The sequence below is a fragment of the Bdellovibrio sp. BCCA genome, assembly GCF_037996825.1.
GTDB lineage: Bacteria > Bdellovibrionota > Bdellovibrionia > Bdellovibrionales > Bdellovibrionaceae > Bdellovibrio.
Map to the genome: position 1 here is coordinate 2805887 of NZ_JBBNAC010000001.1, position 15523 is coordinate 2821409.

The following is a 15523-nucleotide window of genomic DNA, read 5'->3' on the forward strand; positions in this document are numbered from 1 at the left end:
TGTGGTCTGAATGATTTTGCCGTTCCAAAGGCTCATAATTCTAATGAAAGAAGGAGCTTTTTATGGAACTCGAAAAACAGAGAAAACCTACAACACCTCCCTCTAATGTAACTCCACTTCCCACGGAAGCGACAAAAACATATCAGGCCCAACCCACAAAGACGTTTGTACCAATTCAGAAAAATTACTCCCAGGAAGTCTGCGTAATCATGGGTGTACTTCTACTGATTACGGGACTTGTCGGTTTTGTTGTCGACAATCTTCTGGGCGCTCATCTTAGTTACACTCACAACGCCATTCACGTCGCCTCGGGAGCTTTGGCATTGTGGTTTGGTTTTGACAGTTTGCTTAACGCGAAAAGATTCGCCTATGTCGTCGGTGTTTTTTACGGTCTTTTAGGCATTATCGGATTTGCCTTAGGCCGCGAAGGCCTGCCCGATGTCGGCAATATTGTAGAAGACCGCTATCTTTGGAAAGCCATTCCAAAAGTTTTGGAGTTCGGCACCGTTGACCACGTTTTGCATCTCATCTTTGCTGCCGTATTTATTTTAGGAGCCGTGATGACGTTCAAACGCTTTCAAAGCATTTAACCTTCGCGACGAAGGATTTCCTCCACCACACTTTCAACCGTGGCGTCGCGGGACATTGTCAGTTTGTTAGAAACAATCAAAGTGATTTTTTGCGGAGGACAAAACCGTTGGCAGGACGTCGTTTGTACCTGCCATTGAACTTCCGGTTTTCTTTCGGAGAGTTCCCGCTGAATAGCTTCGACGAAGTCTTTCAACGAAAACCCAGGGTCTGTAGCCGAGCCTTTTGCGCAGCTCGCACAGATCTCAATATGTTTTATCATTTCATTTTTTGCATTACTTCCGCAATCCACGTCTTATAGTAGACTGCATTCGTGTAAACGCCAACACCATCGCAAAGTTGGCTGCCACGACTTGTAACACCGAAAAGATAATATTGTCCGTTTTGCTCGATATAAGCGGGACCGCCAGAATCACCAGCGCATGTGCCGTGACCTTTGGACTCATCCAAACGCACTTCGCTCATTTGAATAGATGAAATCGGAGCTTTTGTTTCACGAAGAACGCCATCACCTGACATATCAACTTTAAGGCAATTCTTAAGGTTGTCGTCACACATGACTTCGCCATATTCTAAAGCTTCGTCTAAGTTTTTAATTTTTTTCGGATCGACAGGTTCAACATCGACTTGAGACACGCCATAACCTGCGACTGTGACAACAGTTCCGCGGCGGAGAACATTTGAGTCCGCAAGTATTTGTACAGGCTTGTAACCCGCCGGCAAGGTTCCTGCGAACTTGATGATAGCGATATCGCCCCAGTCAGATTGCTTTTCTTCATGTTCTTCCGGTTTGTAAGAGTCATGGTATTTCACATCAACGACTTTACGAACAACTTCTTGAAGAACGTCAGGCTCACGAGTCGCCATGGCGGCATCGACGTCCACACCGAAAACGACTTTCAATTTTGAAGGCTTTGTTTGCACGCAGTGAGCCGCTGTTAAAACAAAATTTTCCGCAATAAGAGAACCTGTGCAGATCGCGTTGTCTTGGAGATCATAAATTCCTACGATTCCGGAAGCCAAAGGAGCTTTTTCCGAAACCAAAGTCCCGCCCATAATTCCCGTTCCAGTTGTCGTCTCGACCTCAGGTTGAGATTTAAGTCCACAGGACACCAAAGCAATCAAGCTGATAGCTAATAAAATACGGGCCACGGCCCCTCCCTCTAAAATGAGGGGCTCTTATAGGCACTCCCTTACAAAACGGCAAGAATTTTCTTAAAAAAGGCGAGGCAGTTGACATATTCTTGTCCCCCTTCCTCTGAAAGCCTAAACTATCGGGTATGAAAAACTTTTATCAAGACGGCCCAAGCCTATCGAACACGTATCGTGCAGATGAAACTCTGCAAAAGTTTTTAAAAAAAGTCCTCCCTCCTGAAGCGCAAAAGGAAGCTCTGCCTCACCTCGATCACCTCGGGGAAAGAGCCGTCACAGACATGCTTCAATGGGCCCAAGAAGCCGAGGCTCAACCACCTCAGCACATTCCTTTTGATCCTTGGGGTCGTCGTATTGACGACATCAAAACTTCTCACGGTTGGAAGCAGCTTGAAAAAGTCGCCGCTGAAGAAGGCGTCGTGGCCACGGCGTATGAAAGAAAGTTCGGAGCCTTCTCTCGCGTCTATCAAATGGCTTTGCTTTATTTGTATTCGCCAAGCTCGGCGATTTTTTCTTGTCCTTTAGCAATGACGGACGGCGCGGCCCGCGCTCTGGAAATTTATGCTGGCAATGACCTGAAAGAAAGAGCTCTGCCTCACCTTTTATCCAAAGATCCAAAAAACTTTTGGACGGCCGGACAATGGATGACGGAAAGAACTGGCGGCTCTGATGTGAGCGGCACTTCCACAGACGCTCATCCTTTTAGAGAGACCAGCTTGTTTTCAGCGACACACTCGCTGCACGGAACTAAGTGGTTCACTTCAGCAACAACCTCACAAATGGCCTTAACGCTGGCTCGTCCCGATGGAGCCCCCGCTGGCTCCAAGGGGCTCAGCCTTTTTTATCTTGAACTCCGCGACAAGCAAGGACAGCTCAACAATATTCAAATCCATCGACTGAAAGACAAGCTTGGCACTAAAGCCCTGCCGACGGCCGAGTTGAGTCTTCAAGGAACTCCCGCTCGTATGATCGGCGGCGAAGGTGAAGGAATTAAAAAAATCGCAAGTGTTCTAAACATCACTCGCATCTACAATTCCATCTGCGCGACCGGACACATGCGTCGTGCTTTGGATTTGGCAACCGACTATTCCAAAAAACGCAAAGCCTTCGGTAAGATTCTCATAGATCATCCTCTGCACCGAGAAACCTTGAAAGCTCTTGAAGAAGACTATCGCCGCTGTTTTGCATTTTGCATGTTTGTCTCTCACCTTTTAGGACAAGAGGAAGTCGGCGAGATTTCCGCCTCACAAAGAGTTTTATTAAGAACATTGACTCCGATTCTAAAACTTTATACGGCAAAAAAAGCAATTCAGATTTCCAGCGAAGCAGTCGAGATGTTTGGGGGCGCAGGCTACATCGAAGACACGGGTCTTCCTCGTTTGCTTCGCGATGCTCAAGTGTTTTCAATTTGGGAAGGCACGACCAATGTGCTTTCTTTAGATATGCTGCGTGCATTTGAAAAAGAACAAGCGCTGCCTGTCCTTCTTGAATATTTCAAGAATTGTCCGGCAATGAAATCGTCCGTCTCTTCATTTATTGATAAGTGGACAGCACTACAAAAAATCTTAGGACAGTTGGCGAAAGGCTCTCCTGAAGAATGGGAAGCCAACGCAAGACGTCTGGCGTTTATGGTCGGTGATCTTATGACCGACAACCTCGTTTACGAATATGGGCTGTAGCCGCTTCGGGCACCTCACCGAAACAGAATAAAAAAGGCCACCGAACTTAATCAGTGGCCTTTTGTTTTTATGATCTTTCCAATCAGATTAGAAAGTCACTGGCGTCATATGCGGAACTTTTCCTGCATCGGAGTTACCGATGATCATACCGCGCACTCGTGAGTGACGAGTTGCTGGTTTGAATGGAAGTCCTTTATACAACGGACTTTGCATAACTGGCGCCCAACGACCTTTAGAGTCGATTGTCCACTCGCGGAAGTACATTGAAATCGTTGTACCTTCGATCAAGTAATCAATAGTCGCACCAGAACCTGCAAGTTTCATGGCTGCTCTGAATGTGAAGAGGTTTTCTGCCATACCTTCACCGAACTGACCATAAGCCGTAGCGAACGCTCTTGGATCCGAGTTCATTGTTTTGTACATCGTTCTTAGAGCGTAGTACATTTTGCTTGCAGCATTTGCTGTGTCACGGTTGACAGAGTTCACGCAAGGACCACCGCGATCCAAGATGCAAAGATCGTATGGATCGTTGCTTGAACGGAAGTAGTCATAAATTTGATCTGTCGACACGTTGATAAACTCATCTTGGCCCATACGCTGAGCTGCCATCATCAATCTCATCGTGTTCTCATCACTGAAGTTCACGTTGAATTCGATGCCTGTGTAGCCCAAGTCTCTGTCAGGCACGCTCACCATCAAAGTATCCAAACCTGTTTTCTTCACAAGTTCACGAATACCTTTTCTGAGGCGGTCACCGTTACTAGACTCGTGTTTGAATGAGTAGCTGTATGTACCGAACATGCTGTCCATACGCGCTTTAGTATCCCAGTTTTCAACAGAGTATTTCGCTCCGTAGAACATAAAGTCTTTTTCTTTATGTTTGAACCAGAAACGAGTGTCCTCTGAATCTGAGAAGATACCGTAGTGCACGCGAGCCGTGTTGCGGTCGATATGCATGTCAGATGTCGTGAAGGAAGCCACACGACCTTTGCTGTACGTTTTATCCCAGATGATAGGAATCGCAAGTGACTTGCTGACAACTTTACCCGTAGATACGTTGCGGAAAGTTTCCACTTTCAACACCGGTGCTTTTTCTACGAAGTTTCTAGGTTTGTTGCTTGCGAAAGTTTCAGACGCAAGAACGTTACCACGAATAAGATCTTCGTAAGCTTTTCTACCTGTCTCCGTCGTCAAGTCAAACAAGAATGAGAATCCGTCATCGGCGTATTTGAATTCGTTCAATGAAAGATTCAAGATCGCCACTTTCGTGAACATAGAGAAGCTGTCGAGTTTACCGCGAGTCATCTTCACGTAAGCTCTGTCAGATCCTACTTTTTCCACGTAAGTTTCCCATGTACCTGTCGCCAATTTTGCAACACCAACGCCTACCGGACCAATACCTGCTCCAGCAGAGAAGATGATACCACCGTGACCCATGTATGTGATGCTGTCGCCAGTATCCCAGCTGTCAAGGTCAGAGGCCGCTTTAGGAACCTGCCAACGTCCGCCCATCGCGTAAGCTTTGTCGAGTGTGCTTACGTAACGAGTCGACTCTGTGTCTTTTCCGATGATCGGCAAGACGCCCACGTAAGCCCAGAAATGATCCAGAACTCCCGTTGCGTTGTCGAACCAGAATCGCACTTGAGCACCCAAACCTACTTCAAGACTTCCGTAAACAGTTTTTTGGAAACCGTCGCGGTAATCGCCATAGATCAGAGCATCTGAAGACGCCATTGGTTTGTAGTCGTATTTTACGAATGAAGATTTCGGCTCAACGTCTCTGAATTGAGGCGTCAAGTTCACGATGTAAGAACCGTAGTCGAAGCTTAAGTGGAACAATGGTTTCAACTTAGCTTTAAGTTCGTTCTTTTCTTTTTCTTCAAACTTACCAGTTGTGCTTGTTTCAGCTGTGGAACCAGTTGAGCTTGTTGAACTTGTAGTTGTTGTTTCACCAGCAGTGGTTGTCTCACCCGCTGTTGTTGTCTCACCCGCTGTTGTTGTTTCTCCGGCAGTGGTCGTTTCTCCGGCAGTCGTAGTTTCACCGGCTGTGGTAGTTTCGAATCCCGTCGTAAAACCAGTTGTTCCGTGGTTCCCGTTGTTTCCGTTATTACCATTGTTGCCGTTGTTACCGTTATTCCCGTTATTCCCGTTATTCCCGTTATTTCCGTTGTTTCCGTTGTTTCCGTTATTGCCGTTATTTCCGTTGTTTCCGTTGTTTCCGTTATTTCCGTTGTTTCCGTTATTGCCGTTATTTCCGTTATTTCCGTTATTTCCGTTATTTCCGTTATTTCCGTTATTTCCGTTATTTCCGTTATTGCCGTTATTTCCGTTGTTTCCGTTGTTGCCGTTATTAACGTTGTTGCCGTTATTACCGTTGTTTCCGTTATTGCCGTTATTTCCGTTATTTCCGTTATTTCCGTTGTTTCCGTTGTTGCCGTTATTGCCGTTATTAACGTTGTTGCCGTTATTACCGTTATTACCGTTGTTTCCGTTATTGCCGTTATTACCGTTGTTGCCGTTATTACCGTTGTTACCGTTATTACCTACAACACCGTTATTTCCAACGATACCACTGGAAGCAGCAACGCCGTTGTTACCATTATTGCCATTGTTTCCATTGTTGGCGTTATTTCCATTATTTCCGTTGTTGCCGTTATTTCCATTATTTCCGTTGTTGCCGTTGTTACCTACAACACCGTTATTTCCAACGATACCGCTGGAAGCTGCAACACCGTTGTTACCGCTATTGCCATTGTTTCCATTGTTGGCGTTATTTCCATTATTTCCGTTGTTTCCGTTATTACCTACAACACCGTTATTTCCAACGATACCACTGGAAGCTGCAACACCGTTGTTGCCGTTATTTCCGTTGTTACCTGCATTTCCTAAAACGCCTGCGCTTCCAAGAATGCCGGAACTTCCAACAACTCCGTTATTTCCATTATCACCGTTGTTGCCATTGTTGCCGTTGTTTCCGTTATTCCCGGTGACACCGAGAAGACCGGAACTTCCGACGATACCCGCACTTCCTGCGACACCGCTGTTCCCGTTATTACCATTGTTGCCGTTATTCCCGACAACACCGTTGTTTCCAACAATACCGGAGTTTCCGACAACTCCACTGTTGCCGTTATTTCCATTGTTGGCGGCAAAGAATTTCAACTTCGCCCCTGAGCACTGAACCCAAACATTGTTCATCAAACAGCGACCTTCAGCAGTGTTTTGATCTGAAGGTTTTTGATTAATGAATCCCCCTTGCCCACGAACATCGACGACAGTTCTTGTATTTGAATTTGCCGCCTGATTATTTGGGTTGATATTTTTCCAAGCCGGGTTCGCTGAAGGATTATTCGCGAGCGCGAAATTTGCCATCAACGTGACTCCGGCCAAGAAAACAACCTTTCTTGACTTCCCAGTCATGTGCATTCTCCTTTGTGTTTGTTGCTTGTTTTGTGTTCCTTGAGGGAAATCTTTAAATCTCACAAAACAAGTTTGGCACTTTAAATAATTGATGGTTTCATTCATTTAATTGACAGTCTCACAACTGTTGGAACACACAATCTATTCTCTTTGCCGCCAAATTATTTTTCTTTTCACACGATTTCTCGAATGAAAAATGCCAATTGAGATCATCACAAACAATTACGGAACACAGCTAGATTGCCGCTTTAATCATCAACCCGTGTTGCTGCTAAGAAATAAATAATTCGGGAAATGTCATCTTAGTTTCACAACAGTAAAGAACGTTCCGAAAAAATTTATGTTAAGAACCACAGACCAAATGAATCACAAACAATAAGTTTCGAGGGGGTTCTAGTGTTTAAATTTCTTAGAACAGACAAATGCCGTCGAATTTTTGGAATTTTCCAAAAGACTATCATTATAATGTTCTTCTTAGTAAACGTCGGAATCATGATCACCGACGGTTTACCGGATCGAAGTGCTCTTGGAGCAAGATTCATCAAACTCATTTCCCGATATCAGGCCTTTGGAATGCTTTATCAACCATGGTCGATGTTTGCTCCAAATCCGATGAACACGAACGCTTTCATTCAGGCAGAACTGCACTTCGAAGATGGTACCGTTGAACAGTGGCCACTCCCACGCCAAACGCTGATGACAGGAATACGTCGTGTGCTTGTCGGAGACCGCTATCGACTTTTTGGTCAGGAAACTCTTCTGCCAAATCAGAACGAACTGGCGTGGTTTGATATTTCTAAATACATCACTCGTCAGATCACACTGCGAGAACTTGATGGCCATCATCGCGCTTTGAAACAAATTATTTTCAACCGCTACTCCAGTGTTGTGCGCCCTCCTCCGGAAGCACCATTAATTCCGCATGGCACACTCAGTACTTACTATAAAGTTGATCCCGTTTTTTATTACGTCCCCACAGTCGAGAAGGTGAGATATGAAGCTAAAAACAGCCTTTAAAGCATTTCATGATTTTTTATTCGCACCACAGCCCGTTTACAGCGTCGCTCTGTTACGCATTGGAATGGGCTTCCTTATGATCTTCAATTGGATGATGATTTATTGTGATCTCGATACTCTTTATGGACCGGAAGGTATTGTCTCTCTTACGACAGCTCAGCAATACGGAAACCAACTGCGCTTTTCTTTATTCGACTATTTACCAAATACGTCAAAAACCGTGATGGTACTGGCTGCGGTTAATCTCATCGCTGTTTTAGCCATGACAGTGGGAGCATGGACACGCACGGCGATCTTTGTAGCTTTCGTCACCATGGTTTCCTTTCATCATCGCAATGGATTTATTCTCAACAGCGCGGACTCTGTCTTGCGCGTCTTTTTATTCTTTCTAATTTTTACTCACTGCGGAGATTATTTCTCGGTCGACTACTGGAGAAAACGCACGAAAGGCCTTGTCGGCGCTATTCCGCCTGAGAAAAGCCCTTGGGCCCTGCGGTTAATCCAAATTCAGTTCTGCGTGATTTATATCGCAACGGTGATGTTTAAAATTAAAGGCGATCGTTGGGTGGATGGCACAGCCGTTTATATAGCCACTCGCCTCGATGAGTTTGTCCGTTTCGAGTTGCCTTTGTTGAACAGTCTTCTTTTCATCAAACTTCTCACCTGGTCCACGCTGGTCGTTGAACTTGCTCTTGGAACTCTGGTTTGGTTTAAAGAGTTGCGCTATTGGGTGCTGTTAGCCGGCATCGGACTTCACCTCGGCATCGAATATACGATGAGCATTCCCGTCTTCGAATGGGCGATGATCGTGATGATGATCGCAATGATAGATTCCAGAGACATCCAACACTGGATGCAACTCCTTCGCGAAAAAAGACTGCGCGCCACAATTCCAAACTTAATCGCCGGGAAATAATGCTTTCCCAATAAAAAAGCCCCGCGATCTGCGGGGCTTTTCACCATCAACTTATACCGTAGCTTCCTTAAGTCTTTCCTGACGGAATATTTTAACTTTATTTATCAGAACTTCGATATCTCGTGAATCAACCATACAAATCATCGCAACAATCATAATCCACTCAAACAGCGGAATACTCATCGTGTATTCGATTCCCAGGTGCAACGCCACGCCAGCCAACAGCACCCAATAGCGAAGCTCCCTGATCCACACGAGCGTTCCCAAAGAAAACTCAATCACCAAGGTCGACCAGGTCAAAAATTTAATCACCATAAGACTGTTTAAAAGATCCAAAGGCACTCGCACAAATTCATCCAGGCGAGTGGCTATATACACGGCTGTTCCGTCGGCCCAGGAAGGGCCTTTCATCTTAAACATCACCGTCGCAAGATAAATTATTGAAAACTGAATCTGCATCAAGCGTAAAGCCCAAGGACTTCTCTCCTTGGGGGCTCCTTGCACAAGACCTCGTGCCGTCGCCATCCAGCGATCCAAAGAAAACGCTTCACCTGAAGGAGAAAAGAAAAGCAGAAACAGAAAGTTTCGTACCACCATGTCGGAACTGTTTAAAATGAAGATGTTTCGATTATGAAATGACAGCAAGGTAAAGAATGTCAAAAACAACGATGCGCGAGTAAAAAAACCCAAAGTCATACCAATAACGCCAATAAGATGTAAGACCGCCATCAGTGCCGGCACACGCGGATCGTTCGGCAGAAACTCAAAAAGATTAAAGCGCATGGCTCCTGAATACTTCACAGCCGTATCCAGACTCAGAATGCCATTCACCCCCCAAAATAAATCCAGGTTTTTCCAAATGCTCAACCAGTTCAGAAGCAAAATAAAACCGAAGGCGATGCGAAGCAAAGCCACGCTGTGAACCGGTTGCGGTAGAAAGAAAAAATCATCAAGAGATTTAGTGATCGTTCTTAGCTTCATGTCTTACCTGCTCTGTAGGTTTGTATTGAAAAACAGATTCCGTTTGATAATTTGTGCTCAGCTTTCCATGTTCAATGAACTGCTCCGTTGGAGGTTTCACTGTATTGAAGTGACGGTAAAACTGCGCCTGCTCAAACACGCGACCGCGGCCGGAGCGTTCAATTCTGTTCACTTCTTTTTCAAGAAAATGCCCAAGATCAAGCCAGATTTCATTTCGTTCCATCGCCTTTAAATTTTCTTGCTGATATTTTCGAAACCGCTCTCCACCGGTGAAACGATCCCAGTCACTCAGTTGAGACGAACGCGGAAAAGTCCATTTCTCTGTGGAGCCATCTTTAAACGTGATTGTCGCATCCAAATACGAGTTCACCGACGAAGGATTCGGAGCAAACATACTCCATGTCTGGTCCAAGCCAAAAAACACCTGATAATCGCGCAGGTGATTTAAAATTCTTTGTCCTACCACGCTTCGATCTGGCAGTCCGCTCGTCACCATCATCGTGATGTGAGCAGCAATGAAAATCGATACAAGAGTCTTCACTAGAATTCTCATACGCACTCGCTTTCCTGTTATTAAACAGCTTGAGAATCTACTGAGTGCTCCGAAATCGGGCAATGCCATTCACTCTAAAACGGATTAAATAAAACGAAGATAGATTTCGGATTTTTAAAAAATCCAAGAAGGATTTTTTTCGATAGCTCTCCAGCGTTTGAGAGCCGGATCTCAAAAAAAAAAGAGGAAGTTCCCAAAAGAACTTCCTCTTTAAAATTACAAAGACGTTAAGAAACTCTTACTTTTTCTTTTTAGATTCTTTCACTTCGATTTTGTCGGCCGCCATTGTGTATTCGATCGTCACTTTCTCTCCGACCTTAAGATCGCCAGTCACTTTCGTAGCCGCTGTTTTTTCGATCTCCCATTTATCCTTGCCTTTTTCTACGATGATCTTGCTGTCAGTCACTTCAACGACAGGACCCGTCACTTGATATGTTTTTGCGGCAAATGCCATAGAAGAAGAAAGTAAAACCAATGCGCCTAAAATAGACTTCATAAAAACTCCTTTTTATTTTTTTACTCCTCGTCATAAATTATCGACAACATTGTTTTTTAAAAATCTGCTATTTCACAGCACCCGCAGCATTGGTGGAACTACAGAGGACACCCGTCAAACCTTTGGGCGAAAGGCCCTTTAATGTCACCCCCACTGTTGCCAGCTCAAAGCTAGAAATATTATGGGTCCAAAATGAATGGCATGTCCCTTGTATACGTTCCCTTCGTGTTGAACGTGAACAGATAAGGACCTGCCATGATCAAAATTCTAAGCATCTTGACGATCACTCTTCTAAGCCTCAATAGTTTCGCCGAAAGCCTCTATGATATTAAAGTCAATGGCACGCGCATTTACGACATGTTTAAAAAACAGGGCGTGCCTGAACCGGCAATGCAAAGAGCTTTTGAGTTCCTCGATGTGAACGCAGGTAAAACCATTCGCGTGAAGGCTAAAATTCGCGAAAAAACCAAGACCTATATGGACGACCGCGAAGTTACGATTAAAGAAGAATCACTTGCGATCATCGACTTCTCAAAACCTTCTAGCGAGCGCCGTCTTTATGTTTTGAATCTTAAAACCGGAGCCGTGTCCAAACATTTCGTAGCCCATGGCAAAGGCTCCGGCGTTAACGTGGCCGCAAAATTTTCAAACGTGGACGGATCTAAGATGTCTTCTTTGGGTCTTTACGTTGGTGGTAACACTTACTACGGTGGTCACGGAGAATCTTTAAATCTTTATGGCCTCGAAGGCTCGAACAGCAACGCGGCAGAACGCGACATTGTCGTTCATGCTGCCAACTATGTTTCTGAAGACTACGTAAAAGCGCGCGGTCGCTTGGGAAGAAGCTGGGGTTGTCCAGCTGTAGCTCCTGGAATTATCAACAAAATGATCACGACTTTCAAAGAAGGCGGCATCATCTACGCTTACCATAAAGACCTTACTGGCAGTGCTGCGAAAAACCCTACATTGCAAGAAGTAACAACGGATCACGACGAAGAAGATGTTGATTTGCCAGAGGAAGAAGAATCCGTTCGTAAAGCGTTGGCCGAAGTTCAGGCCGAGAAGAAAAAATAAAATATACAGACTTACTTTTGGTTGAGACCTGCATTAAGCAGCCTCAACCAAAAATTTCAAAAATTACTTTCTTTGATAATCATCCTGGTAACGGATGATATCATCCTCACCAAAATAAGATCCCAATTGAACTTCCACGAATTCAAGAACCGCATCCGTATTGTTGCGAATGCGATGTTTCGCACCAAGTGGAATATGGATATGGCTTCCGGCTTTCACAGGAATCACCTCATCATTTAAAACCACTTCACCGGAACCACGTGTGATCGTCCAGTGCTCCTCGCGTTTTGCGTGGGACTGATAAGAAATCTGAGAATGCGGATTTACACGTATCACTTTGGATTTAAAAAACTCCGTGTCTTTTAGAATCTCAAAATAGCCCCAAGGACGGTATTCAAAAACATGTTCTTTCACTAAAGAAGATTTCTGTTGAGTCAAAGCCTCAACAACATGGCGCACGTCTTGCGATTGCCCTTTCTTCACAAGCATCAAGGCATCTTTCGTATCAACAAGAATCACGTCTTCCATGCCTATCATGGAGTAATTTTTCCCGGCATCGCCAAAAACAAAATTATCTTGGCCTTTGACGTTCAAAATCTCATGGCCCTTTTGCAAAGACGCGACAGCATCCCAAGAACCCACGTCACTCCATCCGAACTCGGCAGGAATACAAGCCAGCTCATCACCGCCCAGTTTTTCCATGATTGCATAGTCGATAGAAATGCTTTGAACTTTTGAATACACGTCTTCTAAATTGGAAGAATCGTCTTTAAGACTGGAAATATGTTTCCACAACTCCGGCTGATGTTTTTCAAAAAGGCTCACCATGTGAGACACTTTGAAAACAAAGATCCCCGCGTTCCAGCTAAAACTTCCTTGCGCAATAAATTCTTTGGCCTTTTGCAAATCCGGTTTTTCGTGAAACTTCACAACCGAATACGCCTTCAAAGGCCCTTTTTCTTTAAGGCTCACGGCGCGAGTTTGAATATAGCCGTAGCCAGTCTCTGGATACGAAGGAGTAATCCCTAAGGTTACTATGCGATTTTCTTCCGCCACGGTTTTTGCGAAAGAGACCACGTTCAAAAACGCTTCTTCTTTGCTGATCAGATGATCGGAAGGAAAGACTCCCACGATCTCGTTGGCTTTTCCTTGCGACACCAAAAGTTTGCAAAGAGCCGCAATTGCGGGCGCCGTATTCTTACCCATTGGCTCATACACCACACGCACATTGTCAGCTTTGTTCTGCTTTAGATTCAGCTCCGTCAAAGTTTGCAAAGCCTTGGACGTTACAATCCACGGAGATCCCATCTTCAAACATCTTTGCAACGTCAAAGTCTGAAGAGGTTGGCCGAAAATATCACAAAATTGTTTAGGCATATGCTGGCGGGAAACGGGCCAAAGACGTGTTCCACTTCCCCCTGACAGTATTACCGGGATCAAAATTACCTCCGAGCTGAGTTCATAATCTATATCACCAAACACCGAGAGTGCGTAATTATAGTCACACCTTGGCTCGATTCGTCAAAAAACTGAGGACTTTTGTAAACAAAGGGCCGTGGCACTTTCACAACACTGGCCAAAAAGCTCTCGACCCAAAGCCGTAAAGCCTTGTCCTGATAGACATTTCCCTCGAAGAGGAGGATACTTTTTCATGTTTCAATTTACTATTTTTGGAGGCTACTAATGTCTATTCCTTTTATCGATCTTAAATCTCAGTACAAAGCTTTGAAGACGTCTATCGACTCTCGCATTCACAAAGTTCTTGAGCACGGTGCGTACGTAAACGGCCCTGAAGTTGTTGAGCTTGAGCAAACTCTTGCAAAATATGTTGGAACAAAACACTGCCTTACAATTGCGAACGGTACGGATGCTTTGTGGGTTCCCTTGATGGCGTTGGGAATCGGTCAAGGTGATGAAGTTATCACGACAGCTTTCTCTTTCATCGCAACAGCAGAGACAATCGTTCTTGCCGGCGCAAAACCAATCTACGTTGATATCGATCCAAAAACTTTCAACATCGACGCTAACAAAATTGAAGCCGCGATCACTCCTCGTACAAAAGCGATCATGCCTGTGTCTCTTTACGGTCAAATGCCTGACATGGATAAAATCAACGCGATCGCGAAAAAGCACAACTTGCACGTGATCGAAGATGCCGCACAAAGCTTCGGCGCTCGCTACAAAGATCACCGCAGCGGAAGCATGACAACAGCAACAGGCACAAGCTTCTTCCCGGCAAAACCTTTGGGCTGCTACGGTGACGGCGGCGCGATCTTCACAAACGACGACAATCTTGTAAAAATCATCAAAGAAATCCGCGAGCACGGTTCTGAGTCTCGTTACTACCACACTCGTTTGGGTATCAACGGTCGTTTGGATACAATCCAATGCGCGGTTCTTCTTGCGAAAATGGAAAGATACGATTGGGAATTGGAACAACGTCAACGTGTAGCTGATCGCTACAACGATGCTTTCTCTTCTATCAAGGCCGAAGGCTTCACAACTCCGTTCGTAGACGCTTCTTGCAAATCAGCGTGGGCGCAATACACATTGACTGTGAAAGATCGCGCGGGCTTCCAAAAGAAAATGTCCGACGCTGGCGTTCCAACATCTATCCACTACCCTCGCATCATGCCAGATCAACCTTGGTACAAAGAACACACAGCAGATCCAAAACAAGAACTTCCAATCGCACGCTGGGCTGCAGAGCACGTAATCAGCTTGCCGATGTACCCTGATATGGACAACGCGACTCAAGATAAAATCATCGCGGCTGTTAAAGGAGCCTTTTAATGGGAACAGGATTCGGTCCTCTTAAAAAGCCTGTCGTTATGAAGACAGGCAACGAAACGATCACTTGGGGCGACGGAAAGAATTTTGTTCTTTTCGCAGGTCCTGACATTATCGAAGATGAAGGAATGGTTTTAGAAACAGGAAAAGAAATCCAGAGAATCACAAAGTCTTTGGGTATTCCTTGGATCTTGAAATGTTCTTTCGACAAAGCCAACCGTCAAAGCGCTTCCAGCTTCCGCGGTCCTGGTGTGAACTCGGCTCTTAAGAGCTTGGAAAAAATCAAAAGCGAAATTGGCTGTGCCCTTTTGACGGACGTGCACGAAACAATTCAAGTGAAAGAAACAGCGGAAGTTGCTGACGTTCTGCAAATCCCGGCATTCTTGTCTCGTCAGACAGACCTTTTGGTCGAAACAGCAAAGACGGGCAAAATCATTCACATCAAAAAGGGTCAGTTCTTGGCTCCTTGGGATATGAAAGCGATTGCTCAAAAAGCTGTGAACGCAGGGAATGATAAAATCCTTCTTTGCGAACGCGGAACGACTTTCGGTTACAACCGTCTTATCAACGATATGACCGGACTTGTAGAGATGCGCAACCTTGGCTTCCCTGTGATCATGGATTGCACGCACTCAACGCAATTGCCGGGTGCTACTGGTGAAAGCAGCGGCGGTCGTGGCGAAATGGTATGGCCTTTGGCTCGTGCTGCAATGGCTGTGGGTGTGGATGGTATCTTCTTGGAAACTCATCCAAACCCAGAGAAAGCTCTTTGCGACGGTCCAACGTCTTTGCCGTTGAGAAACCTCGAAACAGTTCTAACGAACCTTAAAAAAATCTGGACAACTCATTTCTAAGTA

The 15523-nt window shown here is 45.1% G+C and carries 14 protein-coding genes; 7 read left to right on the plus strand and 7 right to left on the minus strand.

Translation table 11 applies throughout. The features are described 5' to 3' along the window. The first annotated feature begins 62 nt into the window (after window positions 1-62). Complete coding sequence (locus AAAA78_RS13555; protein ID WP_340592585.1) at window positions 63-590, plus strand: DUF4383 domain-containing protein; 528 nt, start codon at window positions 63-65, stop codon at window positions 588-590. Here AAAA78_RS13555 and AAAA78_RS13560 read toward each other — a convergent pair. Both AAAA78_RS13560 and AAAA78_RS13565 read right to left on the minus strand, forming a co-directional pair. Further along, entirely contained in the window at window positions 587-850 is a 264-nt protein-coding gene (locus AAAA78_RS13560) for a hypothetical protein (RefSeq protein ID WP_340592586.1), read from the minus strand. The genes AAAA78_RS13555 and AAAA78_RS13560 overlap by 4 nt on opposite strands. Beyond that, the gene (locus AAAA78_RS13565; protein ID WP_340592587.1) at window positions 847-1740 is read right to left on the minus strand and encodes a S1 family peptidase; all 894 of its coding nucleotides are present in this window, start codon (window positions 1738-1740) and stop codon (window positions 847-849) included. Before AAAA78_RS13565 ends, AAAA78_RS13560 begins: the two co-directional genes overlap by 4 nt. A 128-nt stretch (window positions 1741-1868) precedes the next feature. On the opposite strand from AAAA78_RS13565, the gene AAAA78_RS13570 reads away from it, so the two are divergent. After that, window positions 1869-3419: an acyl-CoA dehydrogenase family protein gene (locus AAAA78_RS13570; protein WP_340592588.1), complete on the plus strand. Its 1551-nt coding sequence runs from the start codon at window positions 1869-1871 to the stop codon at window positions 3417-3419. An 87-nt stretch (window positions 3420-3506) separates the two neighbouring features. Here the strand turns inward: AAAA78_RS13570 and AAAA78_RS13575 are convergent, their stop codons facing one another. Next, a complete protein-coding gene (locus tag AAAA78_RS13575; RefSeq protein WP_340592589.1) occupies window positions 3507-6839 on the minus strand; it encodes a hypothetical protein in 3333 nt (1110 codons plus the stop codon). Between the two features lie 396 nt (window positions 6840-7235). Between AAAA78_RS13575 and AAAA78_RS13580 the strand changes: the two genes are divergently transcribed. Together AAAA78_RS13580 and AAAA78_RS13585 are read left to right on the plus strand one after the other, a co-directional pair. Then, window positions 7236-7856 (plus strand): hypothetical protein, encoded by a 621-nt coding sequence (locus tag AAAA78_RS13580; protein ID WP_340592590.1) that lies wholly within the window; start codon window positions 7236-7238, stop codon window positions 7854-7856. After that, a complete protein-coding gene (locus AAAA78_RS13585; protein ID WP_340592591.1) occupies window positions 7834-8772 on the plus strand; it encodes an HTTM domain-containing protein in 939 nt (312 codons plus the stop codon). Before AAAA78_RS13580 ends, AAAA78_RS13585 begins: the two co-directional genes overlap by 23 nt. Before the next feature lie 51 nt (window positions 8773-8823). On the opposite strand, the gene AAAA78_RS13590 is transcribed toward AAAA78_RS13585, so the two are convergent. The 3 genes from AAAA78_RS13590 to AAAA78_RS13600 all read right to left on the minus strand — a co-directional run bounded on the left by AAAA78_RS13590 (window position 8824) and on the right by AAAA78_RS13600 (window position 10802). Continuing rightward, window positions 8824-9753, minus strand: coding sequence for an HTTM domain-containing protein (locus tag AAAA78_RS13590; protein ID WP_340592592.1), 930 nt, complete (start codon window positions 9751-9753; stop codon window positions 8824-8826). Then, window positions 9731-10306, minus strand: coding sequence for a hypothetical protein (locus AAAA78_RS13595; RefSeq protein ID WP_340592593.1), 576 nt, complete (start codon window positions 10304-10306; stop codon window positions 9731-9733). The genes AAAA78_RS13590 and AAAA78_RS13595 overlap by 23 nt, the downstream gene beginning before the upstream one ends. A gap of 238 nt (window positions 10307-10544) precedes the next feature. Next, complete coding sequence (locus AAAA78_RS13600) at window positions 10545-10802, minus strand: hypothetical protein (protein ID WP_340592594.1); 258 nt, start codon at window positions 10800-10802, stop codon at window positions 10545-10547. A gap of 255 nt (window positions 10803-11057) precedes the next feature. On the opposite strand from AAAA78_RS13600, the gene AAAA78_RS13605 reads away from it, so the two are divergent. Then, the gene (locus AAAA78_RS13605) at window positions 11058-11876 is read left to right on the plus strand and encodes a murein L,D-transpeptidase catalytic domain family protein (RefSeq protein ID WP_340592595.1); all 819 of its coding nucleotides are present in this window, start codon (window positions 11058-11060) and stop codon (window positions 11874-11876) included. A 63-nt stretch (window positions 11877-11939) separates the two neighbouring features. Here the strand turns inward: AAAA78_RS13605 and AAAA78_RS13610 are convergent, their stop codons facing one another. Beyond that, the gene (locus AAAA78_RS13610) at window positions 11940-13358 is read right to left on the minus strand and encodes a mannose-1-phosphate guanylyltransferase/mannose-6-phosphate isomerase (protein ID WP_340592596.1); all 1419 of its coding nucleotides are present in this window, start codon (window positions 13356-13358) and stop codon (window positions 11940-11942) included. A 201-nt stretch (window positions 13359-13559) separates the two neighbouring features. On the opposite strand from AAAA78_RS13610, the gene AAAA78_RS13615 reads away from it, so the two are divergent. After that, the gene (locus tag AAAA78_RS13615; protein WP_340592597.1) at window positions 13560-14669 is read left to right on the plus strand and encodes a DegT/DnrJ/EryC1/StrS family aminotransferase; all 1110 of its coding nucleotides are present in this window, start codon (window positions 13560-13562) and stop codon (window positions 14667-14669) included. Next, entirely contained in the window at window positions 14669-15520 is an 852-nt protein-coding gene (kdsA, locus tag AAAA78_RS13620; protein WP_340592598.1) for a 3-deoxy-8-phosphooctulonate synthase, read from the plus strand. Before AAAA78_RS13615 ends, kdsA begins: the two co-directional genes overlap by 1 nt. Window positions 15521-15523 lie beyond the last annotated feature (3 nt).